Origin of the sequence: Verminephrobacter aporrectodeae subsp. tuberculatae At4 (assembly GCF_000193225.1) — a bacterium.
Classification (GTDB): domain Bacteria; phylum Pseudomonadota; class Gammaproteobacteria; order Burkholderiales; family Burkholderiaceae_C; genus Acidovorax; species Acidovorax aporrectodeae.
In genome coordinates this window covers 1-10282 of the sequence record NZ_AFAL01000957.1, presented here as the reverse complement: position 1 = coordinate 10282, position 10282 = coordinate 1, and the positions used below count along the sequence as shown (strand labels likewise).

At 66.3% G+C, this 10282-nt stretch carries 10 protein-coding genes; 2 read left to right on the top strand and 8 right to left on the bottom strand.

The annotated features are described in order from the left end of the window. Positions 1 to 1029 (top strand): SwmB domain-containing protein (locus tag VTU_RS0123000; protein ID WP_010109742.1); only part of this gene is annotated, 1029 nt, incomplete at its 5' end. Between the two features lie 47 nt (positions 1030 to 1076). Here the strand turns inward: VTU_RS0123000 and VTU_RS0122995 are convergent. From VTU_RS0122995 to VTU_RS30050, 8 genes are all read right to left on the bottom strand, one after another. Further along, on the bottom strand, positions 1077 to 1514 hold the full coding sequence (locus tag VTU_RS0122995) for a tellurite resistance TerB family protein (RefSeq protein ID WP_010109741.1): 438 nt from the start codon (positions 1512 to 1514) through the stop codon (positions 1077 to 1079). 26 nt (positions 1515 to 1540) lie between these two features. Further along, positions 1541 to 3343, bottom strand: coding sequence for an ATP-binding protein (locus tag VTU_RS0122990; protein WP_029554680.1), 1803 nt, complete (start codon positions 3341 to 3343; stop codon positions 1541 to 1543). Between the two features lie 7 nt (positions 3344 to 3350). Then, positions 3351 to 4070, bottom strand: coding sequence for a PspA/IM30 family protein (locus VTU_RS0122985; protein ID WP_010109737.1), 720 nt, complete (start codon positions 4068 to 4070; stop codon positions 3351 to 3353). A 58-nt stretch (positions 4071 to 4128) separates the two neighbouring features. Continuing rightward, positions 4129 to 5013 (bottom strand): hypothetical protein, encoded by an 885-nt coding sequence (locus VTU_RS0122980; protein ID WP_010109735.1) that lies wholly within the window; start codon positions 5011 to 5013, stop codon positions 4129 to 4131. Beyond that, complete coding sequence (locus VTU_RS0122975) at positions 5010 to 5852, bottom strand: ABC transporter ATP-binding protein (RefSeq protein WP_010109734.1); 843 nt, start codon at positions 5850 to 5852, stop codon at positions 5010 to 5012. Before VTU_RS0122975 ends, VTU_RS0122980 begins: the two co-directional genes overlap by 4 nt. Next, entirely contained in the window at positions 5849 to 6646 is a 798-nt protein-coding gene (locus tag VTU_RS0122970; protein ID WP_010109733.1) for an ABC transporter permease, read from the bottom strand. Before VTU_RS0122970 ends, VTU_RS0122975 begins: the two co-directional genes overlap by 4 nt. A 204-nt stretch (positions 6647 to 6850) precedes the next feature. Then, positions 6851 to 8548, bottom strand: coding sequence for a phosphate ABC transporter substrate-binding/OmpA family protein (locus VTU_RS0122965; RefSeq protein WP_010109732.1), 1698 nt, complete (start codon positions 8546 to 8548; stop codon positions 6851 to 6853). Between the two features lie 37 nt (positions 8549 to 8585). Beyond that, complete coding sequence (locus tag VTU_RS30050; RefSeq protein ID WP_010109731.1) at positions 8586 to 9302, bottom strand: hypothetical protein; 717 nt, start codon at positions 9300 to 9302, stop codon at positions 8586 to 8588. Between the two features lie 217 nt (positions 9303 to 9519). Here VTU_RS30050 and VTU_RS0122955 point away from each other — a divergent pair. Beyond that, positions 9520 to 10282: LysR substrate-binding domain-containing protein (locus VTU_RS0122955; RefSeq protein ID WP_010109730.1), on the top strand; the 763-nt coding region annotated here is incomplete at its 3' end.

The window sequence follows — 10282 nt, the reverse complement described above, 5'->3', positions numbered from 1 at the left end:
AATGACGCGGGCAATCTCACAAAGCAATTGGTGACAAACAACTCCGCAGCCGACCACACGGCCCCGGTCCTTGGCACCGCCACGGTCAACGGGCACGATCTGGTGCTGAGCTACACCGAGGCGAGCAGTCTGGGCCTGAACCAAGCCCATGCGCCGGGCGCCGCGGCCTTTGCGGTGCGCAGCACCCATGGCCCCGCCATAGGCGTCGATAGCGTCGCGGTGGACACCACGGCCAAGACCGTCACCCTGCACCTGAGCCGTGACGTGAACAGCGGCGAGGTGGTGAACGTCAGCTACACCAAGCCCGCGGGCAACGACGTGCTGGAGGACGCAGCAGGCAACGACGCGGCGAACTTGAGCAACCGGACCGTGGACAACCTCACGCCCGCTTCGGCTCCCGCCGCACCAAGCCCCAGGCTCCCGGATACGGACAACGACAGTGTTCCCGGCGCCGAGGAAAACCAGGCCATCGACCGCGCGGGTGCCGTGAATGGCGACGGCAACGCAGACGGCATTGCGGACAGCACGCAGTCCGCCGTTGGCTCGATCAGCGTCGCGACAAGCAGCAGTTCCAGCACCTCGATCACCCTGGTGGCCGACAGCCAGGACGGCGACGTCAGCGCCGACAGCGCGGCCTGCATCACCAGCCTGGAGCAAAAGGCGCCCCCCGCCGACCTGCCCCGGGCGCTGGAGACGCCGATCGAGCTGACGAGTTTCCGGGCCACGCTGGAGACCGCGGGCAGCAGCGAGACCTTCAGCCTGTTCGTGGACCCGGCGACGCAGAGCAACGGCTACTGGGTAGAGGACCGCACCGGCACCTGGGTGAACCTGACCAGCGTGCCTTACGGCGGCAAGATGGCGACCGAGGGCGAGCGGCTGCGCCTGGACTTCCAGATCACCGATGGCGGGCAGTTCGACGCCGATGGCAAGGCCGACGGCGTCATCACCGCCCCGGGCGCCGCAGGGCATATGCCGCTGTCCATCGTGGGGCAGGCGCCGGACCCGGGGCATGACGGGTTTTGGCTCTGAAATGCGCGCGCTGCTCGGTCCCGTTGGCGCGCGCGGCCCGTGGTGGTTCAGAGCTCCTTCGCCAACGCGGCCACCGACGCGGTGTCTGGCAGCGAAGCGAGCGAGCACAGCAGCGAGTCGCGCACGATCTGCAGTTGCTCATCGAACTGCGCGGTGCTGACGCCGTACGAGCGGGCCAGACCGAGCGCGGTGTCTTTTTCGGGGTCGGTCAGGCTGCCGTCGGAGTAGCCGACCATGAGGCACAGGCCGACCAGGGCCTCGGCGAATTCGGGGTCGAACGACAGTTGCTGCAGCAGCGGCACGGCCCGCAGGTGCGCGTCCTGGACGTCGGCGAAGGCCGGCATGTCGCCCTCGCGGCCGCCTTCGTAGAACTGCCGGATCAGCTGGATTTCGGCCGGGTGCACGCCGTCCACGTGTGCGACGGCCAGCATGGCGGCGGTGAGTGCGGTGGTTTGGGCGGGGGACAGACGAATGTTCAGATTCATGGGGATCTCCGTGCTTGGGGGTTCGTTCAGTGGCCGAGGGCGAGCCGTCGCGCGGCCCGCAGCTGCTGCTGGATGTCTGCCAGTTCGAGCGTGCGGAAGCGCTCGGGCAGCAGCGAGCGGCGCGAGGTTTCGGAGACGGCCAGCAGTTCCATGAAGTCGATCATGTCCCGCTCCTGGGGCGGCATGAAGTCTTCTGCGGCCTTGGTGAGCGCATCGATCACGCTCAACGACTGCTCGCGGTCGTGGAATTCGATGGCCAGCAGCACCAGCGCCTCGAGGTCGGCGTTGGAGTAGCCCTTGAGGTTCTCGCACAGGGCGATCAACGCCGGCTCATCGATCGCGCCGGCGAAGCCGTAGCGCGTGATCAGTGCCTGGACGATCTCGCCGCGGTCGAAGCCGGTCTCGGCGTAGAAGAACGGCACCTTGCGGTCCAGGCGACCCGGACGCTTGATGTCGGTGTCCAGCTTGTCCGGGCGGTTCGTCAGCAGGATGAACAGCACGTTGCCGCGGTTGTCGGTGTCCGACATGAACTCCTTCAGCCGCGCGATCACGCGGGAGCTGGTGCCGTCGTCCCCGCCCTCGCCTTCCCGGCTGCCGAAGCTGCGGTCGCCTTCGTCGATCAGCACCGCGATCGGGCCCATGGCCTTCACGGTGGCCAGCACGCGCTCGAGGTTGCGCTCGGTCGAACCGACCCACTTGGAGCGGAAGTTCTTCAGCGCGACGGCCGACAGGCCGGCTTCCTTGAGGAAGGCCTTGAGCACGAAGGTCTTGCCGGCGCCCATCGGTCCGACGGCCAGCAGGCCCATGGGGGTCATGCGGGTGTCGCCTTCGCGCAGGTTCTTCGCGATCTCGTTGAGCTCGTCCTTGATGTGGTGGATGCCGCCCACCGCAGACAAGCCGTGCTTGGGCTCGACGAACTCGATCAGGCCGGCGCATTCCTTCTCGATCAGCTCGCGCTTGCGCGCCTGGATCAGGCGCAGCACGACCTGGTCGGGCGTTTGCTCCGGCAGTGCCCTCGTGGGCTCCACCAGCTTGACGATCTCGGTCGCCGTCATTCCCGCAGTGATTCCGGCAAAGCGCTTGGCGCGCGCTGGCGCGTCCTGCGCACCTTCGAGCAGCTTCAGGATGAGCTTCTCGCGCTCCTGCTCGCCCATGCCGTTGCCGTCAGAGGTCTTCATCAGGCTTTCGATCTGCACCGCGCGCAGGCCGGCCATGCGCGTGGCGTACATGCTTGCGAGGTGCGCAGGCAGCGCCGGCGCCAGCTTGTTCACGACGGCCAGGCGGGTTTCCTGATCCGGCATCGGGATCTCGATGGCAGCCACCTTGGGGTTGCCCAGCAGGCCCTGGTTGAGCGATCCGAGCGCCTCGACCACGATGAACGTGATGTTGTCCTGGGCGTTCATCTGGCGGTCCAGCGACCAGCGGTGGAACAGCGTGGCGACTTTGCGCTCCTCGGCCGAAACGAAGCCCGCGTCGTCGCCGGGCATGATCGCGTCGGCGTACGGCACGTAGACCATGATGCCCTTCTTGGTCCGAAGGCTCGGCTCAAGGATGTGCAGCTTCTGCAGCAGCTCGTCGCCCTTGCCGAGGTCGATTTCGCCGCCGTTCTTCAGGGCGTTGACACCGAATTCTGGCGACACTTCGATGACGGTGGGCTTGGTCTCCGGCGCGAACTTGTGCGTCAGGAAGTTCTTCAGGTCGTGAAACTCCCCGTCCACCAGGAAGACGTCGAAGACGTTCCGGTACAGCACGAATGTCGCCGCTTCCCCCGCGAGGTACTTCTCGCGGATGGTGTTCGCCCATGCGGGCATTTGGCTGGCTCTGCTCATGGCGCGCTCACAGGGTGCGGTCGCCACCGGCGGCCTGGGCGGTCTGGCCGGCGGCCGCGGCCTTCATGGCGGCCAGTTCGGCGCGGGCGGTGACCGCGGCGCTGCTGCGGTTCAGCTCCTTCAGGCGGACGTCCAGGTCGGTGGAGCGCAGTTCGGCGCCCAGATTGGCTTCGGCGATGCGCCCCTTGATGTGCTCGCGCACGCCGCTGAGGGCCTGCACCTCGGCGTCCAGCGACAGCCCCTCCAGCGAGCTCTGGATCTGGATCCGGGCTTCGGCGCTCTGGAGCAGGCCGACCATGCGGTCCTTCTCGGCCTTCAGGTTCTTGATGTCGCCCTGGACCTCGATCAGGTTGTTCTTCATGGTGTCGGCGTCGGCCTCCGCCGTGGCCAGTTCCGGGCGCAGCTGATCCAGGCCCTCGGCGAGCTGATTCTTCTTCTGGATCAGCACCACGGCCAGGTCGTCCTGCGCCGTGGCAACGGCGGCCTGCAGCTGCTGGGTGACCGTCTTCAGTTCGCGCTCCGCGTTGCTGACCTGCTCGCGCAGGCCATCGCGGCGCGAGATCACGCGACCGGCAGCGGACTTGAGCGTGGTGTACTTTTGCGTCATCGACTGGATCGAGTTCTGGTACGCGATCTCGGGGTGTTCGTTTTCGATCCGCTGGATCCACAGACCCAGGAAGCCATTCCAGAGGTTGCGGAGACGGGCAGTGACGTTGTGGTTGGCCATGGTGCTTTCCTTCGATGGTAGGGGTCGGTTTTACGGATGCCGATAAAGGCGCTGGGGGTCAGTTGCGGGTCTGGATCGTGGCCCGCTTGCGGGGCGCTGTCGCGGCCGGTGCCTGCGGCGCTGCGACGGGTGCGGCAGAGCGGTAGGGCGGGATCGGCAGGCCGAGCTCTTGATCGAGGTCCATCGACACCTCCTCGCTGATGCGCAGCTTGGCCAGGGACTCCTCGAGCAGCGAACCCATGTTCCCGCTGCGCGGAGCGGTCATCACCATCTGGTACACCTCATCCATGCGGATGGGCATGGACAGCAGCGCGGCGTCGAGCATCGCGCGCCGGCTTGCCATGCGGCTGTGCCGGCGCAGTGCCTCGGTGAAGTCGGATTCCGCACGGCGCAGCTGCACCATCTCGTGCTGGCTCAGGTCGGGCCTTTGCATGGCCTGTTGGACTTCGTGCAGCTTGTTGCGGATCGTGGATTCGCTGTCGCTGCCCTTGTGCCGCGCCTCCTTCATGGCGGCGTCGCTCAGGCAAAGCCGCAGGAAGTCGATCGTGGTGTCTTCCAGCTGCTGCACGTCGAACCGCGTCAGGGTCGAATGGGCGTCTTCGGCCATCCGGTAGAGGGACGCGACCCGGTCCGTCATGCGCAAGAAGTTCTGCAAATGATCCGAGCCGCCGTGGGCCTCGATCTCCGCCTGCAAGCGCGCGTACATCTGGTTCAGCGTCCGGTTGCGCTCCTGCTCGTCAGCCCATTGCCTGAACCGCGGCAGTCCGGGAATCACGGCGATCGCAACGGTTTCCAGCGCCGCCATGGCGAGCAGGGTCAGGCCGAAACCGTCACCTCCCCATGGCAGTGAAGCCACCAGGGCCGCGACGCAGCCAACCCCTACCGCCATCAGGTGCGCAGGATGCTGGAGGTAGTCCAGCCAGTAAGGGGTTTTCTTGCTCACACGCTGACCCGGACTTGGCCGCGCGCACCCGATTGGCGCAGGTGGCCGATGACACGCTCGCTGAGCGCACGGACCTCGGGGCGCTCCAGCCACGGCAGGTTGCGCGGATGGGGTTCGCTGATGCCGAAGTCGTCGATGACCTTGGCCGGCTGCGTGGACAGCACGATCACCCGGTCGCCGAGAACCAGGGCTTCGCTGACGTCGTGGGTCACGAAGACGATGACGCTGGGGTGATCCCGGTGCAGACGGATCAGCAGGCTCTGCATGTCGGTGCGCGTCTGCGCGTCGAGCGCGCCGAACGGCTCGTCCATGAGCAGGATCTTCGGCTGCGTCACCAGGGCGCGAGCCAGTGCCACGCGCTGGTTCTGGCCGCCAGAGAGCTGCGCCGGGTACTGCTCGCATTTGTCGGCCAGGCCAACCTCCTGGAGCACCTCGTCGACGCGCTTGTTCGCTTCCTGCCTGCTGACGCGCCGCGCCCATTCATTGAACGTGAACGGGTACGCGACGTTCTCGCGCACCGTCATGTCGGGGCGGTTGTTGTACTGCTGGAACACCATGATGGTGTTCTCGTGCTGGCCTTCGCAGGGCTTGCCTTCGATGAACACTTGGCCCGTCGTCGGCGCCTTGACGTTCCAGGGGCGCACGCCACCGAGCATCTTCATGAAGGTTGACTTGCCGCAGCCCGAGGGGCCCAGGAGCATGTTGATTCCCGGGTGCGCGAAGCACAGGCTGATGTCGTCCAGCACGCGCAGGATCTGGCCGTCGGGCTGCGCGTACTCCTGAACGACGTTCCGTGCTTCGACGATGGGCGCCGCAGGGGGCTGGATCGCGGTCGTCATGCTTTGGTTTCCCACTGGAAGAAGCGGCCCTTGAGCCACATCAGGGATTGGTAGGTGAGCAGGGCCACGGCGATGATCACGATGATTCCGGCGAACACCTGATCCATCGCGATGAGCCGCTTGGCGTTGGCGATCATTTGGCCCAGGCCCTCCTGTGCGTTCACGTATTCGGCGACGGTGATGTAGGTCCAGCTGACCGAGACGCCCACGATCACGGCGTCCATGATGCGCGGCATCGCCAGCGGCACCAGGACCTTGGTAATGCACTCCCACTGCGTGGCGCCGATGTCCTTGGCGCCCACCAGGTATTGCTCCGGCACGGAGCGGATCGCGTCGCGCACCAGCGGCGTCAGGTAGACGATGGAGCCGACGAACAGGAAGGCGATCTTCATGAGCTCGCCGATGCCGAACCACATGGCCATGATCGGGAGCAGCGCCGCGACCGGCGCGGAGCGGAACGGGTCGATGAGCGGCGAGAAGAACGCGTTGATGCGCTGCGAGGAGCCCATCAGCACGCCCAGCGGGATGCCGACGGCAATCACCAGCACCGAGGCGGTGGCCACGCGGCCCACCGACCACATCGTGTGCACCAGCAGCTGGCTCCTGCCCTCGTACCAGGCCAGGTAGCTCATGGCCTGCGCCACGGACAGCGGCGAAGGCAGTTGATTCCTCGTCATGAGGCCGGACGCCGACAGCGCGGTCCAGACGATCAGCACGGCGAGCATCGCACTGACGCTGATCGTGCGCCGCTTGCCGGGCGAAATCTCGGCATAGGGGTTCCAGAAGTTGCTCACTTGTTTTCCTTGCTGACTGCTGTTGCTGCGCTGTCTTCGAATGTCCCGTCGCGCCGGATTGCGGCCCGCATCTCCCGGATTTTGGCGCCGTTCGTCGGTGCCGGGTGAAGATTCATCAGCGCCGCTCCCCGGATCCGTGGGCTGCGGATTCGATGAGGATTCGGTGGTCCGCCCACCCCGTGCCGCAGGCGGACCGGACCGGGGTCAGCGGCCGAACACGGCCAGGCGGGTCGAGCGGTTCAGCGAACGGCACTCGTCGAGCGACATGCCGGCGCCAGCGGGGTTGCCCTCGTCACACAGCGGGCGGCTGGAGCCGTAGCCCACCACCTTCAGGCGGGCGCGGGGAATTTCCCACTGCTTCTCGAGGTACTCGGCGACCGCCTTGGCGCGCTGGTTCGACAGCACCAGGTTGGCAGCGTCCGAGCCGACCGAATCGCTATTGCCGCTCAGCTCAAAGTAGGCGGAACCGTTGTTCTCGATGAACGGCACCATTTCCTTGTCGATGACCTGCTGGGCCTTCTTCGACAGCTCATGCGCGCCCGAAGGAAAGCTCACCGCCACCGGCTTGGTCACCTGCGCAGGCGCCGCCATGGCTTCGGTGCGGCCTTGCTCGGTGTAGGTCTGCGCCGGGCGGGCAGCGGCTTCCTTGGCCCTGGTGTCACGCGCCAGGGCGGCCTTGATGAAGCGGTAGTCGAAACTCTCCTGGGCCGAGATCACCGGGGACTTCGGGTTCGCCAGCGCGCCCGCAGCGCGGTAGATCTGGTCGAAGCGGGTGTAGACGCGCTCGTAATGGTTGGTGTCGCCCGCCAGACCCAGGATGCGGGCGTTGTCCGACAGGCCGGTCCACAGCAGGTTGCTGAACAGGCCCTTGACGAAGGGCTTGCCCTCCTTCGAGGCGAGCACGCGGAAGAACTCTTCCGTACTCACCAGCGCATCGACAGCGCGGTCGGGGTTGGCCTTGGCTTCTTCGACGCCCTCCATCCAGCCGTCCACGAACTTCTGGAACACGTCGGTGTTTTGGGGCTTGTTCAATTCGCGCTGATCGCAGGCCATCAGGTCGAAGATCAGGTTGCTCGCGGCCTTGGTCGAGTAGATGACGTTCGCCTTGGCATCGCGGATCGCCAGCGACAGGTCCGGGTCCCACAGCACCGCGGCGTCCACCTGACCGCCGACGATGGCCGAGCGCACGCCAGGGGTCCCCTCTTCCGGCTTGATGAAGACCATCTTCACCTGCTGCTTGGCACGCGCGGTCATCGAGGAATTCTCGATGGCGTCGATCAGCATGCCGTGCGACGGCGTGAACTGCACCAGGGCGACGGACTTGCCGGCCAAGTCTTCCACGCGCTTGATCGACGGGTCCCGCGTGATGATGGCGTCCCCGCCGCGCGTGTTGTCCACGAGCATCACGGCCTTGGCGTCGTGACCCGAGTTGCGCAGGTTCGGCTGTTCCTGCGCCCAGAAGTCGGACGTGCGCCACACGCACTGCGCCGCCTTCGACTCGAACAGGGTCGTCATCGCCGGCATGTCGTCGTTGATGACGAATTCGACGCTCAGACCCAGGCGCGCGTAGATCGATCCCGCCGCCGTCTTCAGGCTGTTGCCGTTGGCCAACAGGCCGGGAGCGTAGCCGTGGAAGCTCACGAGGCTGACCTTCAGCGGGTTGCCCGGCGTGCCCAGGGCGGCGTTGGGGTTCGCCGGCACCGACGGGACGGCGGCCGCGCGGCCGCTGTACGCGCCCGCATTCGAGGTGCCACTGACGGCGTTGGCCATCTGCGCTTGTTCGGCGTCCTTTTTGGCGAACCGTTCCTTGAGGAAGAAGTTCCAGCCGACGGCAGCCAGCGCCGCGATGATGATCACGACGAAGATGCCTTTGGCAGCCGGGCCCGCTTGGTATTTGCTCATTGATTTCTCCAGGTGTGGTGTTCGGGGTTGCCCGCGCTCAGGCAGCAGCGCTTGGCTTCGGGGGTGCCGGATCTTCTGCGGCAGCTGGCGCCGCGGAGCGCTGGAACGGGGCCACCAGCAGCTTGAATTCGTTGCCCGTCACGACCGTTTGCTCGATCAGCCGGTTTGCGGCTTCGCGCTTGCTGCTCAGGGCGGCGCCAAGGTCGGCCTGCTCCTGGATCGAGCGGGCGATTTCCCGGCCCATCAATTCTTCGAGGCGGGTGATCTGCGCGCGGATGTCCGCGACGGTCGCCTCTTCGCGCGCCTTGACCGCCGTGATCCGGTCCAGGGTCTCGGCGTCGGCCTGCTCGATGCCGGCGCGCAGCGCATTGGCGTGCGCCGCCAGCGCCTGGATCTTGAAGTGCGCGTCGCGGATCGGGTCTTCGATGCTCCAGGTGTCGTCCGATTCATCCACCGCAGCGACCGCGGCACGCACCGTGGCCTGGGGCAGTTCCTTCAGACCGTTGACCAGGCGCAGCAGCTTTTCCGCCGGATAGACCGAAACCGGAACGCCAGCCGCAGCGTAAACGTCGGGCAGGCTCAGTGCGATCTGCTCCTCCACCGGAGCCATGGGTTCCTTCGATACCGGCAGAACTTCCGGCGCGGGATCGACCTGGAAGTCGGTGGTCTCGGCGGGCGCTCCGTCGGCACCACCCCCTCCGTCGATGGCGCGGACAAGCCCGGCCTTCTCGAGAAAACCCATCATGCTCTTCATACGTTTCTCTCCATGGAAATGCATTTTCGGTAACGCAGCGCGGTTGCAGTGCAGCGCCTCGCAAGGCGCTATTGTCCTGCCCCGCAAATGATATAAGGAGAAAAACTGTGCCAGCGCGGAGACTGGCCGGGCCCGGCAGCAACATGTCCCGGCGCTCAAACAACTGCCGCCGGATGCCGTGGCGGCTGCGTCAAATGTCAACTACCCATCGAAGAATATGGAATTGCGTCAACTGCGCTACTTCGTGCGCATTGTGGAGTTGGGCTCGATGAGCCGTGCAGCGCTCGATCTGGACCTGGTCCAGTCGGCGCTGAGCCAGCAAATCAGCCGACTGGAGGGGGAACTGAGCGCGCGCCTGTTGCAGCGCAGTTCCCGGGGCGTTGTCGCGACCGAGGCCGGGATGGCCTTCCTTCACGAGGCCCAGCTGACTTTGCGGCACGCGGATCAAGCGGTTCGGGTGACCCGGCAGGCCAGGCTCTCGGGGACCGTCAGCGTGGGCCTGGCCCCCACGACGGCCGCCATGCTGGATCTGCCGCTGATGCGCGCCATGCGCGAGCGCTATCCCGACGTCCGACTGCATCTGGTCGAAGGCCTGTCGGGTCATCTGACGACCATGCTCAGCGCCAGGACGCTGGACATGGCCATTTTGTTTGACCGGCGCCCCCCCGGACCGGGCAGCCGGCTCGCGCAGGAACGGCCGCTGATGGACGAGGACATTTTCCTGATCTGCACCCGCGCGCGCCCGGAGAAAATCCCCGCCACGCTGACCCTGGCCAACGTGGCGCACGAGCCCTTGATACTGCCGACCGGTACGCACGGTTTGCGCCATACCCTGGACGCAGCCCTGGCCCGCGCCGGGGTCTGCCCGAACGTGGTTCTCGAGGTCGATTCGCTCTCCATGCTCATGGCCGCCGTAGACGCCGGACTCGGCTCCACGCTGCAACCGCGCGCAGCAGTCGGTCGTTTTCCCGACGCCGGGC